General features: G+C 39.1%; 14 protein-coding genes and 1 pseudogene. 1 reads left to right on the top strand and 14 read right to left on the bottom strand.

The window, feature by feature from the left end; all coding sequences use genetic code 11:
* Positions 1 to 317: 317 nt before the first annotated feature.
* The 13 genes and pseudogenes from BN53_RS02485 to BN53_RS02425 form a co-directional block, all read right to left on the bottom strand.
* Positions 318 to 926: a DUF5052 family protein gene (locus tag BN53_RS02485; protein WP_009559327.1), complete on the bottom strand. Its 609-nt coding sequence runs from the start codon at positions 924 to 926 to the stop codon at positions 318 to 320.
* 28 nt (positions 927 to 954) lie between these two features.
* Positions 955 to 1,770, bottom strand: coding sequence for an alpha/beta hydrolase (locus BN53_RS02480; RefSeq protein ID WP_009559326.1), 816 nt, complete (start codon positions 1,768 to 1,770; stop codon positions 955 to 957).
* A gap of 404 nt (positions 1,771 to 2,174) precedes the next feature.
* Complete coding sequence (gene rpoN, locus BN53_RS02475) at positions 2,175 to 3,443, bottom strand: RNA polymerase factor sigma-54 (protein ID WP_009559325.1); 1,269 nt, start codon at positions 3,441 to 3,443, stop codon at positions 2,175 to 2,177.
* Positions 3,444 to 3,457: 14 nt separating this feature from the next.
* Positions 3,458 to 4,162 carry an MgtC/SapB family protein gene (locus BN53_RS02470; RefSeq protein WP_009559324.1) on the bottom strand — a complete coding sequence of 235 codons (705 nt, stop codon included), beginning with the start codon at positions 4,160 to 4,162 and terminating at the stop codon, positions 3,458 to 3,460.
* Positions 4,163 to 4,990 (bottom strand): PTS system mannose/fructose/sorbose family transporter subunit IID, encoded by an 828-nt coding sequence (locus BN53_RS02465; protein WP_009559323.1) that lies wholly within the window; start codon positions 4,988 to 4,990, stop codon positions 4,163 to 4,165.
* On the bottom strand, positions 4,990 to 5,823 hold the full coding sequence (locus BN53_RS02460; RefSeq protein WP_009559322.1) for a PTS mannose/fructose/sorbose/N-acetylgalactosamine transporter subunit IIC: 834 nt from the start codon (positions 5,821 to 5,823) through the stop codon (positions 4,990 to 4,992). Before BN53_RS02460 ends, BN53_RS02465 begins: the two co-directional genes overlap by 1 nt.
* Before the next feature lie 25 nt (positions 5,824 to 5,848).
* Complete coding sequence (locus BN53_RS02455; RefSeq protein WP_009559321.1) at positions 5,849 to 6,340, bottom strand: PTS sugar transporter subunit IIB; 492 nt, start codon at positions 6,338 to 6,340, stop codon at positions 5,849 to 5,851.
* Positions 6,341 to 6,361: 21 nt separating this feature from the next.
* On the bottom strand, positions 6,362 to 6,769 hold the full coding sequence (locus BN53_RS02450; protein ID WP_009559320.1) for a PTS sugar transporter subunit IIA: 408 nt from the start codon (positions 6,767 to 6,769) through the stop codon (positions 6,362 to 6,364).
* A 134-nt stretch (positions 6,770 to 6,903) separates the two neighbouring features.
* Positions 6,904 to 9,462: a sigma 54-interacting transcriptional regulator gene (locus BN53_RS02445; RefSeq protein WP_009559319.1), complete on the bottom strand. Its 2,559-nt coding sequence runs from the start codon at positions 9,460 to 9,462 to the stop codon at positions 6,904 to 6,906.
* An 80-nt stretch (positions 9,463 to 9,542) separates the two neighbouring features.
* Positions 9,543 to 10,571 carry a MupG family TIM beta-alpha barrel fold protein gene (locus tag BN53_RS02440; RefSeq protein WP_009559318.1) on the bottom strand — a complete coding sequence of 343 codons (1,029 nt, stop codon included), beginning with the start codon at positions 10,569 to 10,571 and terminating at the stop codon, positions 9,543 to 9,545.
* A gap of 122 nt (positions 10,572 to 10,693) precedes the next feature.
* Positions 10,694 to 12,118, bottom strand: a pseudogene (locus tag BN53_RS02435) (PTS transporter subunit EIIC); the annotation flags it as partial.
* Positions 12,119 to 12,400: 282 nt separating this feature from the next.
* Positions 12,401 to 13,294: an N-acetylmuramic acid 6-phosphate etherase gene (gene murQ / locus BN53_RS02430; protein WP_009559316.1), complete on the bottom strand. Its 894-nt coding sequence runs from the start codon at positions 13,292 to 13,294 to the stop codon at positions 12,401 to 12,403.
* On the bottom strand, positions 13,284 to 14,150 hold the full coding sequence (locus tag BN53_RS02425; protein WP_009559315.1) for a MurR/RpiR family transcriptional regulator: 867 nt from the start codon (positions 14,148 to 14,150) through the stop codon (positions 13,284 to 13,286). Before BN53_RS02425 ends, murQ begins: the two co-directional genes overlap by 11 nt.
* Positions 14,151 to 15,028: 878 nt before the next feature.
* Here BN53_RS02425 and BN53_RS02420 point away from each other — a divergent pair.
* Positions 15,029 to 15,919 carry a replication initiation protein gene (locus tag BN53_RS02420; RefSeq protein WP_009559314.1) on the top strand — a complete coding sequence of 297 codons (891 nt, stop codon included), beginning with the start codon at positions 15,029 to 15,031 and terminating at the stop codon, positions 15,917 to 15,919.
* Between the two features lie 389 nt (positions 15,920 to 16,308).
* Here BN53_RS02420 and BN53_RS02415 read toward each other — a convergent pair whose 3' ends face one another.
* Entirely contained in the window at positions 16,309 to 16,572 is a 264-nt protein-coding gene (locus BN53_RS02415) for a hypothetical protein (RefSeq protein ID WP_009559313.1), read from the bottom strand.
* Between the last annotated feature and the right edge of the window lie 7 nt (positions 16,573 to 16,579).

The raw sequence follows: 16,579 nt of genomic DNA, 5'->3' as shown, positions 1-16,579 counted from the left end.
ATTTCAGAATTAAAAGAGCTTAAACAGAATAGTTTTGAAAAGATAGATGAAGCAATCAATGACTTTATTAACCAACTGTCGCGATTCATTCAAAATGCACTGAAACAGATCATATAAAAACTAATTACGTCTAGAAAAGCTCAATAGTGACAGGGCTTGAGCTTGATTTTGGTGCTTTCAAGTTTCAGGTACCTTATTCAAAGATATTGAAGCCCCAGGTTCATAGACAATCTTAACTTTTCTAGCAAAATTATCCGCTTATAATTTCATTATAAAGTGATTTTGTATTGGTAGCAAATATTTAGAATTGCAGCCAATCACATCTTCTCAACCGTACTCAAGTCATAAATACTGTAGTCGCAACGGTAGATAAACAAGCGCCGACCATCCACATTGATCTTAGTCGTTGATTTCATATCCGTGCCTGTGACCCTAACTCGGTTGCCAACAAAGACAGCGATTGGCTTGCCTGCTTGTGATCTAATCATGATCACTCTCGACTTGCCGACCCAATTGTTTTTGAAATTGTTATAAATCTCTGACAGCATTGGCACGCTAGGATTTAGATTCTTGATATTTACCTTTTGGTTGAATTTATCTTGGTAATTGGTCAAACCTTCATTGGCAATCAAAGACGAACCTACGTGAATCATTTGGTGGTTGCCATACTCCACATCAATTACATTAGATTGCTCATTGCGGTTAGAATCCACCTTTGACATTGGCTTATAAGTCGAAATCTTAACCGAAGATGCCTTGATCTGATCAATCTTTTGACCATCATAATCATAAGTTGAAATGGTAAATGGCAAACCCGTGATGTTAGAGCGAATATCAAGCGTTACATCAGAAAACCAGGCACAACCTGACAACGTCAAGCTAAGCACCATCAATAAAACAGCTATTCCGATTTTTTTACGTTTCATTTTTACTACCTACATTCTATGATTCATCCTAAGCAAAAATTTGCTTAATCCATCTAGCAAACATCTCTGGCCAAACCTGAACTTCTGGAATTACCTTTTCCGCCTTATCATAGTTGCTTTCTAGATTGGCTAGACCTAGTCCGTGTCTACCATAAGGGAAAATATGGAGTTCAAAAGGAATCTCTTGATCGCTCAAGGCCTGAGCAAAGAGCAGACTATTTTGGCAAGGAACAGAGGCGTCAGCTGCCGTATGCCATAAGAAAGTTGCTGGAACATCAGCATTTACCTGCTTAATTAAGTCGAATTTGTCTAAAAGTTCCTGATCGACCATTTTTTCACCTAACAGATTTTCAAAAGAGCCTTGGTGGGCATACTTACCACTTGAAAGTACGCTATAGCCGAGCATCAAAGCGTTAGGCTTAATGTCTTCAGCGTTGAAATGTTCTTTAAGCAAATCCGAATTCCAGAAAACGCCCAAACTGCCGGCTAAATGTCCACCTGCAGAAAAGCCCGCAACGCAAATCTGTTCAGGATCGACATGCAATTCTTCAGCATGATCGCGGACATATTTAACTCCAGTTGCTAATTCTATTAAAGCTTGCGGAAAGCGAGCTGGCGCAACGCTATATTCAACTATAAACGCCTGCATCCCTAGACCAAGCATTCTAATTGCCACCGGTTCAGCTTCGCGATCAGACCGCATCCGGTAAGCACCACCAGGGCAAATAATTACTGCCGGACGCTTTCTGCCAGCGTCAAATTCTTCGAAATTATCCAAAATATAAGCATTCAACTTAACTTCTTTATTTTCTGGGGTTGTTAACTTTTCAGTAAAAAATTTCATTTTCGATCATCCCGTTTCTTGTTATTACTTATAAATATTATACCTTTTAAATAATTACATTGGCATGGCAAGAATGGGGATAAAAATACCCTTTTCAAATCCTGAAGGATTCAAAAAGGGTACAAATTAAGCTCTATTTTCTATCAATGGCTAAATAGATTGCACCTACAAAGATGACGGTATTGCTTTAAAAGCTCAAAGAATCTATTTTTAGAATATTTTTTCGTCAAAAATAAAATTAATGACATTATTAACAAATATACGATTAATAGCCAAATTTTTACTCTCCCAAACAACTAATCAAAGTTATTATAGATCAGATTTACAAAAAATACATAGCTCTATACTAATATAAAAATCAAGCCATCATTATGACAGCTTGATTTTTCCTTACTATTTGCTTTTTAATTCTGATCAATCTTTCTTGCATACGAATTGCCAATATTCAACCGCTTGCGATATTTAGCAATTACTCGTCTAGATAAATCAATCCCTATTTTTCTAAATTCCATCACCAGTTCATCATCACTCAATGGGGAAAGTTTATTTTCATGGTCGATGAACTCCCTAAGCAAGGTTTGGATCTTCTCTTGTGTGTAGCCAGAGATTCCTTTAACTAGCAGGATTTTCAATGCAAAAACTTGACCGCGGCATTCAAAGTATTTATCCTTGATTGCTCGACTAATTGTAGAGGGAGACAAGTCAAGTTCCTGGGCTAGTTCTTTTAATCCGATTTGCTTAAGCTCTGATTTCTTGGAAGTTAACAGAAATTGTTTCTGCCTTTTGGCTAGCAGCTTTGCCACAGCAAGCAAAGTACCAGTTCTGCGCTCAATGGACTTGGCTATTTGTTGGTAGGATGTTTTTTGATCAAGAAAATAATGTTTCTCTTGATCGCTAGCCTGTTGAGCTAAAGCAGAATATTCATTATCATCAAAGACAAGTTCCGGAGCAAAAATATCGGTCTTGGAGATCGATATTTGACCATCCATAATTGTGAAAATTAAATCAGGAATTAAAAATTGAGTAGCATTGTTGTTTAGTAAGTATCCATTAGCCGGAATCGGCTTGAGCTTTTGAATGGCCGCTAAAGCCTGCTCAAGTTCTATTTCCGACCAAGGAAAACTCTTCCAGACAGCTGGATCAGCTAAAAGTTCTAATTGCTGGTTATTCAAAATCGCTAATGCAACCGAGTTGAAAGTGGGAAGTGCTTGGGCTTGCAATAAAAGACATTCATTTAAGTCTCTAGCTGCGATACCAATTGGATCAAAAGTATGCAAAATTTCGAGTCCATTTTCCAAATCTACTGGAGCAAAAGTCGTCTGACTAGCTAATTCTGCTAAAGGGGATCTAAAATAGCCGTCATGATCTAAGTTTAGAATCAAGTACTTAACAACTGCTGTCTGTTTTGGGGTTAAAGACATTTCTGCCAGTTGCATAAGCAAGTGATCGATCAAGCTCTCTTGACTGTCGCCAATCCAATCTAAATTATGGTTTTGTTTGGGATAAGTGACACTAACGAATGGATTGGTTTCAGCATAATCCTTGATAAATAGCGCTAGATCATTGCTGCCAAGCGATAGAATATGTAAATCTTGCTTTAAGCGATTGGACAAGAAGAGTCGCGTCACTAATTTAGCTTGTGGCTTTAATGCTAATTGCTGATTTTGTGACATCGACTGCTTCCTTCCTAAATACTTACCATCTGAATGCGAACGATATTCTTATTCATCGAAATATCCTCAATAATGTCCGCATAATTTATCGAGCGGGGAACTTCAATATCATAGATATTTTCATAAAGCGCCCCATTAGCTGATTGAGTCACCTTGAAGTTAACATTAGTAATTGTAATATTTTTATCTTCAAAATATTGTTGAAGAAATTCTTTGGTTTCGAGTTTGTGCCGATACTGAATCTCTAGTTTTTTCATTGGATGAATACGGATCAATTTCTTTGAAAAAACTAACACGATCAAAACAATAACCGCACCTGCGATTCCGATTTCGTAATCTCCCATGCCGATTGCCAATCCCATTCCTGCAACGGCCCATAGTGAAGCCGCCGTTGTCAAACCTAATACTGTTCGGTGCTGAACCAAGATTGTTCCTGCACCTAAAAATCCAATACCAGAAATAACCTGAGCGATTAGTCTCGCCTCATCTGCACGGATGATGCCAGCCAATTTCGGCTGAGTCAAAGCCAGCTGCAGGGCATCGTAGCCAATCTTCTTTTGAATCAAGGCAATGATGCAAGAGCCGACGCAGACCAAGACGTGCGTTTTGATGCCGGCTGGGCGATTCTTATGTTCGCGATCGAACCCAATGCAAGTTGCAATAATAACAGCTATGACCAGCCGAATAGTTATTTCCGGAAGGGTCACTGCTTGTATCATCTAGACAACACCAACCAAACCTAAAACGATTGAAAGAACTAATACGCCAAGCAAAATCCAGTTAACGTTGACTTTCTTAGACAATAACCAGTAGCAGCCTAAGGTTACTAATAGTGGTACTAGTCCCTTCCAAAGTTGGTCAAGGTATTGTTGCAACATAATTGGCTTACCACCAGAAATTGGAATACTCAACTTAGATTGGAACTTAACCATTGTAGCGGTCATGCAGCCAATCATCATCAAACCTAAAGTTGAAGCTGCCTTGTTCAACAATTTCATTGAACCTGACTTGTACATGTCTTGAATAAAAGTATCACCAACAGTGAATCCCATGTAAGTTAGGTAATATCTAGTTAAAATAGCAGGAATATTGTAAATAAGCAAGAACAAGATAGGTCCTAAAATTGAGCCTTGGCTTGCTAAACTGATACCAATACCAGCAGCAATAACTCTGATAACACCCCAGAAGATCGAGTCACCGATACCGGACAAAGGTCCCATCAAAGAAGTCTTGATGGCAACGATTGATTCAGGATCGAATTCTGGATCTTGTGCAGCCTTCTTTTCCATTGAAGCAACCAAACCCATTACGAATGTACCAACGTTTTGAGTAATGTTGTACCAAGTAGTGTGACGCATCATTGCCTTACGGTGACCTTCAGGGTCATTCTTGTAGTATTCATCAAAGGCTGGCATTACTGAGTACATGAAACCAGGAGCATGGGTCTTAGTGGCACCTGCTCTACTTGCAAAAACTGTAAATGAACGCCAGAAAATACGGTTGATTACCTTTTTGTCTTCAGGTGAAACGTTTTGTGTTACTTTCATCATGCGAAGAAATCCTCCTCTTCTTGTTCAGCTGATGTTGAAGCAGCGCTAGTAGTCTTTACGCCGGAAACAGCCAATTCTTTTTGCTTGTTTTCAATATCCATAAGTTGCTTATCGCGCATCCATTGGATGAAGACAATAATGATACCAATTGCAGCAACGGCTACAGATGGAAGTTCGCAGTAAGCTGCCAAGATGAAACCTAAGAAGTAGTATGGAGATAATTCCTTGCTCCAAAGCATTCTCATCAAGATAGCGAAACCAACAGCTGGAAGAAGACCACCAGTAGCAGCTAAACCAGCCATCAAGTTAGCAGGAATTTGGCTTACCAAGTGTTGAACTGGCTTAGCACCTGCAAGTACGGCAAAGAATGTTACTAGTGAGAAAGTGAAGTAGTTGGCAACCCACATTCCAAAGTGCAGTCTAGTCAACATCTTAGGATCATTCTTTTCAGCCGCCTTATCAACTAATGGCGCAAAGACGTTCATAACCACGTTCTTTAAGAACATTGAGATAAAAGCACCGAAAACGCCGATTGGCACAGCCAAGGCTAAAGCTGCCTTAGTGTTAACGCCTAAAGTAATGGCAAAAGTAGTTGCCAAAACAGTGGCAGTAACAGGTTCTGCAGACAAGGCCCCACCAATATCAACAGCTCCCATAAAGATTGCTTCCAAAGAAGCACCGATTAAAACACCAGTTCTAATATCGCCGAAGACGATACCTGCGATCATACCAACCACAAGTGGTCGTTCGATCATTGTTTGACCCCAGAGCCAGTTACCACCGAAGCAGATAAATACACATAGGGCTGCAAGAAAAGCAGTTAATAACATAATTATTCCTCCAAAATTTTTTGACCTAGATATTCTTCAACATTGAAGCAATTGAAGTCTTAGCATTGCTTGGAACAACTTGATGGAATACTGGAACATCCAATTCAACCAATTCCTTCAAAGCTGCAAGTTCATCGTCAGACAACATCAAGGTTGAAGAAATTTGCGTAGCATTGTCGGCATCCTTAGTGAAACGACCAACGTTTGCGACATTGATTCCGTCAATGTCCTTAACATTCTTAGCGATCTTCAAGGCATCAGCTACACAGTTAGTCAAAGCGAAAATTCTCATATTGCCGGCCTTAGGGTTGTTGAAGACCTTGATTGCGTCGTCAACGCTTCTGATCAACAACTTCTTGCCAGTTGGCGTTGCCATCTTCAAAGTCATTTGTACCATCTCATTTTCAGCAGCATTGTCATTAGCAACGACGATACCTGGCGTATCCAATTCCTTAGTCCAAACCAAAGCAACTTGACCGTGAATCAAACGATCATCGACTCTTAGTTGTGCAATCATGTTTATTCCTCCATTTAAAAACTAATCAAAAAAATCATCTTGATCATCTTCAGATGAACTTTCAAGTTCTACAAGTTGAACCTGACTTTGAGCAATCAATTCTTGTAAATGCTCCTTGGTTAATTCCTCACCATCAAGCAAAACTGACATAATCACTGCTAAATTCGTTTGCGTTACTATAAAAATATCCTTTTCCTTAGCAGCTGCTAGTGTAACCTTTTGGTTAACGCTCCCTCCCAAGAGATCAGTAAAGATTACAGCTGGACGCTTTGCTTCTTTAATGAATTCATTGATCTTTGGTACATAATCAGTTTGATCAACGTAAGCATCGATCACTTTGATACTATCGCCCATTCCAGTTAAAATCTCGATTGAGCTTTGAATACCAGAAGCCATATGTCCATGACTAGCAATCAATATATCTTTCATTCTCTTGCTCCTTCCTTTTTTGCTATTCACTTACTTATTAGCAAAAATTGTGCCAAGTTGGTCAAATCCCGATTCTAAAGGATAAAAAAAGAAGTGTTTAAAACTTAAACACTTCTAAATTTACTTTTTAAACACTAATCGATGAACTGTTTAAACAATTCATACAAAAGTGAAATTTCATAATCTGATAGCTTGATATTGTATTTCATTTCAATTGGTTGAAAAATGCTGTGAGTTATCATGAAGAACTGCTCTTCCTGCTTACCGCTAACTTCTACCTTAATATCAGCCGTTCTTTGAAGCATCAAACGTTCAATCATTAGCGCAATGTGCATGTAGAGATTGAGTTTAACTTTACCATCTAGTTTCAAATGGTAAAAATTCTCGTACTTGCTGTTGATAGCTTCCACTTCATTTAAGATCACATCTGGATTCAAGAAGGCCAAACGCTCGGAAATTCCTTCTTTAGAGAAGAACTGCAATAGTTTCTGGAAGAAATAGTTGATCTGATCCTCGCTCAAATATACACCTAGCCACTTGCGCAACTGCTTTTCGCCTGAGGCATCCAGCAGATCATAGAGATTCAAATGTCTGAAACTTACTTCATCGCTAATATCCATCGTTGTCAAAACAAACAAAGTATTAGAAAAATAGTTCCATTCCTGGCTGCGGATTTTTTCCTTAAGAGTTGCGTAATCTAAAGGGATAACCTTGATCTTATTTGGCAAAATTGGCTGGATGATCTCCTTGACCTTCTCTGAAATACCAATTCCCGAAATACAAGAAACCAAGATATTAGGCGATTGAGAAAAGCCTTCATAGTATTGAACATTGATTCGGTAGTCGTCGGCCTTTTCTGCAATATTCTTAAAGTCGGTATTTGCCTGCATCTTAAGCGCAATATCTAAAGCAGTTAGCGTAGTAATATTGTTAACAACCAGCAAATCTCCATCAAGATGATCCTTGATCGTCGAATAAAGCTGACTAAGCGAGCCCATATCAACCATCAAGACAAAACCATTAGTCGTATTAAAGCTATCGATCAGCTTATTGGCCTCAGCGATAATCTTATCTACTCCGGCGTCAATTGGCATATCAATCGCATCAAAAATATAGTTGCCACACAAAGTGTTGACCACGCTTTGAATACTAGTAGCTGATCCCTTGCCGTGAGCCACCATCAAGGCTCTTAGCTTGATATTTTCATCAACATGATCGCTCAATAAAAGAGTCAACACGAGCATCAAAATACGGTAGTCGCGCTGATCTTTTTTGACTAATTCTTGATAAAAGGTCGAAGCCACATGGTAAGTTCGTGGCAGCTTGCGACTTACTAATGGTTGCAATTGTTCAAGCTGATCATCAGCAATAGCGAAATTGCTAGCATAGAACAAATACAAAACCTCTTCTAAATAATGCGCTTGGGATAGGCCAAACTTCTCTTCGATAATCTTTTGGTAGAGCTTTTGATGCAGACTATGCAAATTATCATTTAGCTCTTGCTTAGCTTCTTGCTGATCAAGCGACAAAAGATCCAGCTTAACTTGCTTCATCGAGCTGCTGCTAAAATCCTCAGTCAAAGCTTGCAAGTCTGCTTTAATTTGATCAAACTTGCTGTCTAGTTGACTAGTTGCTTTCAACTTTGGCAAAACCTGATAATCTATCATCAATGAGCCATAGTTTTCTGTATTAGTCCTTAAAGGAATTGGCAAATGGCCCAATTTCAAAACGATTGTTTCCTGTTCAACTTGCTCGCGATAAGCCGAAGCACAGGCAACCCGGATGGCATTTTTCAAATAACCAATATTTCCTGGATTGTCTACCTGCAACAGAGCTGCCAATAAATTAGGCTCGATCTCTAACTTACGCTGCATTGTTTTAGCTTCACGATAAAAGAGCAGGCGCAAGATATCTAGCCGCTCATCAAGTGGCCTTTTGGCATAGTCTGGCAACTTAATTCTAATCGGAATTCTTCTTAGAAAAGTCGTCAACAGAACCTTTTCCGGATCTTCTGTTGTCGCCATGATTAGCCGAACTTGGGCCTTATGAGGAGTTGAATTATCTCCCATTTTGAAAAATTGCCCACTATCAATAAAGCTGAATAATTTTTCTTGATTTTCGCTGCTCAAGCGATGCACTTCATCCAAAAACAAATATCCATGATCAGCTTGCTGCAATAGGCCATCTTTTTCTTCATCAGCGCCAGTATAAGCACCTTTAACATAGCCAAAAAGCATGCTCGAGACTAATTCTGGGTTGTTGGCATAATCTGCACAGTTCAAAACAATATAAGGAGCATCTTTAGCAATAATGCCTTCTTTTTTGGCACATTCGCCAATTTTGCTAGCTAAATATGACTTCCCCACCCCAGAGTGGCCAGTGATCAAAATATTCAATCCGTTAGGCGGATATACGACTGCAGCTTTAACTTGTTCAACTGTCTTTTTGAGTGAGCCATGCACCCCAACAAAGTCAGTTAGCCTTGCTGACGCTTTTTTGCTAGCTGCTGCTTGAACCGACCATAGAACTGGCCGACCGTCTTGTTTAACAACCTTCTTTTCAAGCAAGAGTTCATTTAAGTAATGGCTAACAACTGACCGCGAGAGGTTCAATTTTTCAGCCAATTGGCTTGTAGTTATTGGATCGGGTAAGTCTGTCAATTCTGATAAAACTCGATTTTTTGCTATATCCATAATTCTTTCCGTTGTAAAAAGTAACTAAATTCTAAGATAGTGTTATTTTAATTGATACGGCACATTTTTTCTAGTTCTTCTTAGCAAAAGACAATCCGGGTATTTTCATCAATCTGTTCCAATAATGGCAAAAACTCCGGATCAACATATCCGATCACGTTGCTGCGCGAATCAAAAGGCAATTCCTTTTTGATTAAATAAACTTCTCCGCTGTAGCGCTTTGCTAGCTTGTTTTGCATCACAATTGCGCCTGGAATTCGCTTTAGTGGGTGGTCAATTTCAACTTCCGGAGTTCTTGGAAGCAGCAACCTGATCAACTTCTCAGGCTGGTCAGCGCGAATCATTATTTCTTGGCCAGCAAGGCTGGTATAATTTTCACGCAGATGACAAGGCAGATGCATGATCTTTTGCTCTTGATAGTCCTTGATCCAGGCCAAGTACTTTTCACTAATGGCCAAATCACCTACAAAAATATCATCAACTTGTGCTTCGTGAATTAGTTCAACTGCTGCCACATATGGATTCATTCCGCGGTGTCTTTCAACGCTGGGCAAACCTGCATACAAAGGGAATCGTTTCTTCTTGTCGCCTGGAATAAAAGCTTGCGTAACTAGTCCTCGTGACTTAAGCAAGAAGTTGCGCTGCTTGAAGCGGCCCCAGTCCATACCAGTTTCTTCTTCTGGATAAAAATTGTAGGTCAAACGCAATTGATTAAAGTCGATGCCGTTTTGTTCAGCCTTTTCTAGATAAAAATCATTGATCACGCTCGCATTCAAGAAAACCAGAAAGTCCTGTTGCAGATTCTTGATCAAGTCAAAATCATCAAATCCATAGTCTAAACGCAAGGCCTGAATCTTAAATTCTCTTAATGTCGCATAATCGCCAGCTGGCAAGGATAACTTGTTAAAAGTCTCCGGCGAAATATCGGGAACTAAGATTAGTCCCAATTGATTGCATTGAGCAAGCAGCTTTTGAATTGTTGCAGCTACTTGTTCATCGTCTTCTTCAGGCAACTGCAGGGAAGTGAAGACATATTTTGCTCCCATCTGGGCTGACTTTTGCACATAATCTGGATCATACTGACTCAAATATACCGAAATTCCTAACACTATGATCACCTCAAAATACTATTTTTTCCTACTATACCCCACTATGCCAAAAAAGCGAGCCTAGCCGGCTCACTTTTTACAATTATTATAATTTACTTTTCTTGAGTAACTTCGCCATCAGTCATGGCAGATGCTGGAACACCGAAGAAGTAAGTTACCAAAAATCCACCTACATAAGCTGAAAGCAATCCAAGTACGTAGCCCCACCACATGTTGTTAGCAATCAATGGAATCAAAGCTACACCAGATGGGCCAATTGCAATGGCACCGATCTTGCCAATACCGCCAACAACGGCACCGCCGATACCACCACCGATACATGCAGTAATAAATGGCCGACCTAAAGGCAAGGTAACACCATAAATCAATGGTTCCCCAACACCTAAAATACCAACTGGAAGCGCACCTTTGATCAAGCGAGTCAAGCTCTTATTCTTGCGACACTTTACCCACAAGGCAATCGCAGCACCAACTTGGCCGGCACCAGCCATCGCTAAGATTGGTAAAAGTGGCGTATTGCCTAATTTTTGAATCATTTCAAGGTGAATTGGCGTCAAGATTTGGTGCAAACCAAGCATAACCATTGGCAAAAATAGCGATCCTAAAATAAATCCAGCTACAGCCCCGCCGACATTAAGTACCCAGTTGATTGCGCCAACTAATGAATTAGAAACCGCACCAGCTAGTGGCATAATTAGAAATACTGTCAATAAGCCTGTGGCAAGAATCGTCAAGAATGGGGTGAAAATAATATCAACCGAATCAGCTATATGCTTGTGCAGGAACTTTTCAATATATGACAAAAGCCAAACCGCTAGCAAAACTCCGATGATCCCGCCTTGACCAGCAGCTAGAGGCTTGCCATCAAAAATATTGGTAATAGTTACTGGAGCCACAATTCCTGGTAAGTAGACGATCCCACCGATAATACCACCAAGACCGGGCGTTGCGCCAAATTCTTTAGCAGCATTGATACCAACATAGACATTAAGATAAGCAAATAAGGCACTAGACATCATTGCCAAAACGGTTACGCCCAAGTTCCAACTTGCTGGCAAAATCTTAACCGTCAACATGTTTCTCATAATTCCGGCTACGCCAGAAATCAAACCAGCACCAACAAAGGCTGGAATGAGTGGAACAAAGATCGCCGAAATATGTTGCAAGGCAATCCGCCACCAAGTCTGCTTCAAGCTGGCTTTGCGGGCTGCATGAACTTCTGCAGCCTTACGAGCAACCTCCTCTTTTTCAGCCTGGTAGGAAGAAATGTTGCTTGGAAATTCCTCGCCTTCCTTAACGCCAGCTTCTTCATTCATGATAGCCGCCACCTTGGTATTGATTCCCGGTCCCAAGACCACTTCCAAAGTTTCAGCTTCGACCACGCCGATGACGCCATCGAGCTTCTTCAAGCCTTCGACATTGACCTTGGACATGTCTTTGATATGAATTCTTAGTCTAGTCATGCAGTGAATCAGCGACTGAACATTGCCAATGCCGCCAATTTCGCCATAAATCTGATCGCTAAGAATCTGATATTTATCAGCCATTTCAAATTCCCCTCTCTATGGTTGAAAATGATAGCTATACCTAAATATTTTTGAAATAATATTTTATATTTACGGTATAAGTAACCGCTTACTCATGGTCAATCTTAGCATTCACTAGTAATTTATTCAAGCTTATTTGTTAAAAATCTTTATTTATAGCAAAGGTATGTACCAAATTTATCAATATTAAAATAATAATTATTGAAATTTAATTTCATAAGTATATATTTTTGGCAAAAATAAACCCTTCCAAATATTTCTTCGGAAGGGTTGATTTTTCTCTTATTTCTCCAAAACTCGACTAACATTGCCGTCATTTTCTGCCAGTAACTTTTCAGCTTGATCCTTATCTAGGCCGCTCTTAGCCATCACAATTGCTAGACCAACATTCATCTGAGCTGACTGCAAAAGCTGCTGGGCTTGTTCATAACTAACGCCTGTACAAGTTTGGATGATTCTTTGTGCACGATCAACCAATTTCTCGTTAGTTGGCAAAACATCGATCATCACATTTTGATAAACCTTGCCTTGCTTGATCATTACAGCTGTTGAAATCATATTCAGAATCATCTTCTGTGCCGTTCCGGCCTTCATCCTAGTTGAGCCAGTAATAACTTCAGGGCCAACCACAGCTTCAATAGCCACTTGAGAATTTTGGCCAATTAAACTGCCACTGACGCAAGCAATTGAAATGGTCGCTGCCCCGCACTCATTGGCATATTTTAAGCCCCCAATTACATATGGCGTTCTGCCACTAGCGGCAAGGCCAATAACAACATCTTTAGCACTCAAGTGCAAGTCTTGCAAATCTTTTTTGGCTAAAATTTGACTGTCTTCTGCCCCTTCAACCGCCTGATACATCGCACCTTGACCGCCGGCAATTAAACCAATTGCCTGCTTGGGGTCAATACCATAAGTTGGCACTAATTCGGCCGCATCTAATACACCCAAGCGGCCACTAGTTCCAGCGCCAATGTAGATCAAGCGTCCACCTGCATGATAATTAGCAGAGGCTAAGTCGATTGCATGAGCAATTTGCTGTTTTTGACTAGCAACGGCGCTTGCTACTTTTTGATCTTCTTGATTAATTGTTTCGACCATTTCAAGCGTTGACATTTGGTCAATATGAAGCGTATTTTGATTGCGCTGCTCAGTTGGTAAATCTTTAATCGCCATCATCTGATCCTTCTTTCAATTTTTCAGTTATCTGCTGAGTATTCTTCATCTTCTGGTCAATTTGATCAAATTCTGGGACAATCGAGCTTAAGTATAAGAGACTCGAAATAAACATTTCTGAAAATAGCGAGTACACTGCTCCAACTCGAAGAAGCTGTTCGTTATCTGGCAAGGCCAAAATTACATCTGCTAGTTCACTTAAAGGCGACTTAGTATTTCTAGTCACAGCAATGATTGGGGTACCATTTTGCTTTGCTTGCTCAGCTGCTAGAAGCAATTCAGTTGTCTTTCCGCTATAAGAAAAGCAGATCATGACATCATCTTTGCTAGCATAGACTGATCGCTCCAAAGCCAGATGCAAATCGTCGTTGTAGTAAACGCGTCTACCAACGCGAATAAATTTGTAAAACAAATCCTTAGCTGCAAAACTTGACGCAGCCACGCCTTCTAAATAGATTGCCTGGGCCGAATTGATGAGATTAACGGCCTGCTTTAGTGCTTGGTGGTCAAGCTGGCTAGCGATTTTATCGAAGTTGTCAGTTAGGCCAAGATTTAATTTTTGCATGATGATTTCAGGCGAATCATTTTGCGCTACAAAAGTATCGACTTCATCCTTAGGCTGATTTTTGATTGCTAAATCTTGCGCCAGTTGCAATTGAAAGTCTTTCAAGCCTTTGAAATTTAGCAATTTGCAGAATCTAATGATCGATGCAGCTGAAGTTTCAGTTATTTCGCCCAATTCTTGCGCATTTTTGGTCAAAAAGAGTTCCGGATTTTTAAGCAAAACGCTAGCAATCTTTTTGGACGTTTTTTTGAACTTGTCATAAGAGCCAAGTACCAAATCACGAACATTCATCTTTTTTGCCTCCCATCAAAAATAAATTTTACTATTTTTGAAATAGTATTTCAACTTTTGTTAGTTGTGTACAATTAATCTGTTTATTTTTACTAAAAATTCGCGAAAAAACTGATGGTCTTTGCAGGAAATTATATTTCAAAAAACAAAAAAGCAGTTATTTAGTCACAAATTCACTCATCCAGCAAGTCGAACCCTGATCTGTCGAAATAAAATTCTCATTCAAAAATTTTTTAGCTAGATTTTACAAAAAAGTATCCTAAATCGCAAATTTTTCCGTTCTAAGACGTTTTTTCGACTTTTACTTGGAATTATACTCAAAAAAATTAAATCCATCAGATGCTATATTTTTGCCTTTTTGAGTGGAATGTAAAAATTAAGAACTCGAATTACATGTTTATTATTAAAAATGTTTTAGCTGGTACGGTATTTTTAGTGATTTAGCTCTTTTCTGCTCTGCCTATTTAGCTCAAAAATAATTCAGCCACTGTGAAGTAGAATTTTGCCTACAAAAATTATCGAGCGATTTTCTTTTTCGAGGGTAAAAAAATACATAAAAATCTTTTTATCTCTTTTTATATTCTTTTTATATTCTTTTACGCGGCTGGGAGCCCTACAGCCACAAGGGCTAGCGACACCTTTACTATAACATTTTGATACGGTTTACTATAACATTTTGATACCTTTACTATAACATTTTGAGACATCTACTATAACATTTTGATACATTTTTGGGGTCTTTGCTATAACATTTTGATACGCTAAAAATGTATCAATTTGTTATAGTAAATAGTCCTATTTCAGATGCGTAAATCTTTTCCTAACAAATTATAAAAAACTGTTATAATAAAAGCTATAAAAAACGATGGGGTGATTCTATGGCTAATGAAATCGTAAAATATAGCAACCGACTAAATGCCATTCCATTGGGAAGCTTGAAGCCCAATGAACTTGATTTCTTTTTTTCTTTGGTTCAGCAATCTTATAACCAAGGTACCAACGAAATTTCAATTGAATTTGCCAAGCTTAAGTCGCTGAGCAAGTACTCGCAAAGGGGCAATCGCTTCATTACCGACTTGATGGGGACTAACGCTGCCTTGCTCGAAATTCAGGCCTTGGTTGATGACGGAGATCGAATCAGTCAATTTTCTTGTTTTGACAAATTCGAAATAATTCGGAGTAAAAAGGTATTAAATATTCGGGTTAACCGAGATTTTTTGAGTTTGTTCAACGATTTGAAGCAATGGACTAGATTCAGTTTGGAGCAGTTCGTTGATTTGAAGTCTTCTTACGCCAAAAATATGTTCCGTTTGCTCAAGCAATATCGAACTACTGGATTTGCTAGATTGGACAAGGATTCATTTTTCGATTTTTTGGATTTGCCTAAGAGCTATCGCAAGAATCCGGCCATGCTCGAAATCAGAGTGCTCAAGCCAATTGAGGAAGAGCTCTCACCTATTTTCAAAAATCTCGAGATCAGCAAGGTCCGTGGAAGCGGGCGTGGTAAGCCGATCATTGCCTTTGAATTCAAGTTCGACGCTGAACCTAATGATCAAGATGACTTCTTTGAAACGCCAGCCAATGATCAAAGGCGAGTAGTTGGACTTTATCGCAGAGTAAAAAATCCAGCAACTAGAAAGCGCGTGGAAAAGAAAACTGATTGGAGCAAGAAAAAGCCAGCTGATGAACTATCTGCTGACGCAGAAAAGTTGAACCAGATGTTTAGAGAGCTTGAAGAGGGCGATTCTAAAGGCAAAAGCGTGAAATAAATTGTTTAGCTATAACATTTTGATACATTTCAACTAGACACAAGATTTTGTATCAAAATGTTATTGATAATCAATATCTAGTTTTTATCTATAACACTTTGATACATATTAGCAAATCTTTCTTAATCTTGTATTTTTGCTGGTTTTGAATCAATATCTAGTGCTTTAGCTATAACATTTTGATACATTAGGCTCAAATTGCTCAAAATTATTGAACGATTTGGGCCTTTTTGTATAACGTTTTGATACATTTGGGCTTGATTTGTTCAATTTAACTATAACGTTTTGATACAGTTGCTAAGCAGAATTTGTTTAACTATAACATTTTGATACACTAGAAAAGTTTGCAAAGAAAGACTCCAGAACCGCGTGATTCTGGAGTCTTTTGACTATAAAGCTTTGATAATATCTTCAATCAATTCGCTGGCTGAGCTATAGCCACGCTTCTTGTATTCAACAGTGAGCTTTTCTCTGACATCTTCATGCAAACTGAAGTTGTAGGTCTTTTTAGGATTTTTCTTCTTTTGAAAAGCCTTCAAGTTAGTTATTTCTTCATGCTTTGGTGTAGCAGCTGGCTTTTCGTTTTCTTGTTTGTTGATTGCCTCCCCTTTTTCGATTGAGTTGGCAATGCTAATATCGCGCTTAAATGGCATCTTACTT

The sequence above is a fragment of the Lactobacillus pasteurii DSM 23907 = CRBIP 24.76 genome (assembly GCF_000297025.1).
GTDB classification, from domain to species: domain Bacteria; phylum Bacillota; class Bacilli; order Lactobacillales; family Lactobacillaceae; genus Lactobacillus; species Lactobacillus pasteurii.
This window is presented reverse-complemented; position numbering and strand designations above follow the sequence as displayed.

Coding starts and splice junctions, on each gene's coding strand:
- BN53_RS02485 (WP_009559327.1), bottom strand. CDS start 926: ATGAAACGTAAAAAAATCGGAATAGCTGTTTTATTGATGGTGCTTAGC.
- BN53_RS02480 (WP_009559326.1), bottom strand. CDS start 1,770: ATGAAATTTTTTACTGAAAAGTTAACAACCCCAGAAAATAAAGAAGTT.
- rpoN (WP_009559325.1), bottom strand. CDS start 3,443: ATGTCACAAAATCAGCAATTAGCATTAAAGCCACAAGCTAAATTAGTG.
- BN53_RS02470 (WP_009559324.1), bottom strand. CDS start 4,162: ATGATACAAGCAGTGACCCTTCCGGAAATAACTATTCGGCTGGTCATA.
- BN53_RS02465 (WP_009559323.1), bottom strand. CDS start 4,990: ATGAAAGTAACACAAAACGTTTCACCTGAAGACAAAAAGGTAATCAAC.
- BN53_RS02460 (WP_009559322.1), bottom strand. CDS start 5,823: ATGTTATTAACTGCTTTTCTTGCAGCCCTATGTGTATTTATCTGCTTC.
- BN53_RS02455 (WP_009559321.1), bottom strand. CDS start 6,340: ATGATTGCACAACTAAGAGTCGATGATCGTTTGATTCACGGTCAAGTT.
- BN53_RS02450 (WP_009559320.1), bottom strand. CDS start 6,769: ATGAAAGATATATTGATTGCTAGTCATGGACATATGGCTTCTGGTATT.
- BN53_RS02445 (WP_009559319.1), bottom strand. CDS start 9,462: ATGGATATAGCAAAAAATCGAGTTTTATCAGAATTGACAGACTTACCC.
- murQ (WP_009559316.1), bottom strand. CDS start 13,294: ATGGCGATTAAAGATTTACCAACTGAGCAGCGCAATCAAAATACGCTT.
- BN53_RS02425 (WP_009559315.1), bottom strand. CDS start 14,150: ATGAATGTTCGTGATTTGGTACTTGGCTCTTATGACAAGTTCAAAAAA.
- BN53_RS02420 (WP_009559314.1), top strand. CDS start 15,029: ATGGCTAATGAAATCGTAAAATATAGCAACCGACTAAATGCCATTCCA.
- BN53_RS02415 (WP_009559313.1), bottom strand. CDS start 16,572: ATGCCATTTAAGCGCGATATTAGCATTGCCAACTCAATCGAAAAAGGG.